The 710-nt window shown below is 32.5% G+C and carries 1 protein-coding gene; it reads right to left on the minus strand.

The features are described from left to right. Nucleotides 1-106: 106 nt before the first annotated feature. Nucleotides 107-574 (minus strand): IS200/IS605 family transposase, encoded by a 468-nt coding sequence (gene tnpA / locus LPC13_RS16725; protein WP_005215300.1) that lies wholly within the window; start codon nt 572-574, stop codon nt 107-109. Nucleotides 575-710 lie beyond the last annotated feature (136 nt).

The raw sequence follows: 710 nt of genomic DNA on the forward strand, positions 1-710 counted from the left end.
AATAAATATCCACCAGCTTAGCTGGTGGTTTTTCTTTCGCCCTATAAGGGCATTTTACTAGCAAGCATCTTAAGATGCATAATTGGTCCGCCAGCCGCATGCTATTTTACTTGCTACCCTTAAAAGGGTCTGTATATTCCTTAAAGCTTATTTGATCCGTTATCATATCTTCACGTTCTTGGTTTTTTATATATTCTTCTATTGCATTTTTATTTTTTCCTACTGTGTCAACATAAAATCCTCTACACCAAAAATGTCTACTTCCATACTTATACTTTAAATTTGAAAATCTCTCAAATATCATTAAACTACTTTTTCCTTTTAAATATCCCATAAAGCTTGAAACGCTCATCTTAGGTGGAATTTCAACCAACATATGAATATGATCTACGCAGGCATGCGCTTCGATAATTCTAACATCTTTCCATTCACAAAGTTGTCTTAATATCTTTCCTATCTCTGCTTTCTTTTCTCCATATATCTCTTTCCTTCTATACTTAGGTGCAAAAACTATATGATATTTACAGTTCCATTTTGTATGTGATAAACTATTATTATCAGTATTATTTTTCATAATGCTGTCCTCCTTTTGTCTATTAAAGTTGGCTTGCGAACCCTACTTTAATTATTGACAAAAGGAGTTTTTTTTCATACTCACCGCTTAAGCTAATCTGAACACACTTGCATAGCAAGTGGTTTTCTAAATACAA

The organism is Clostridium celatum (assembly GCF_021412605.1).
GTDB classification, from domain to species: Bacteria; Bacillota; Clostridia; order Clostridiales; family Clostridiaceae; genus Clostridium; species Clostridium celatum.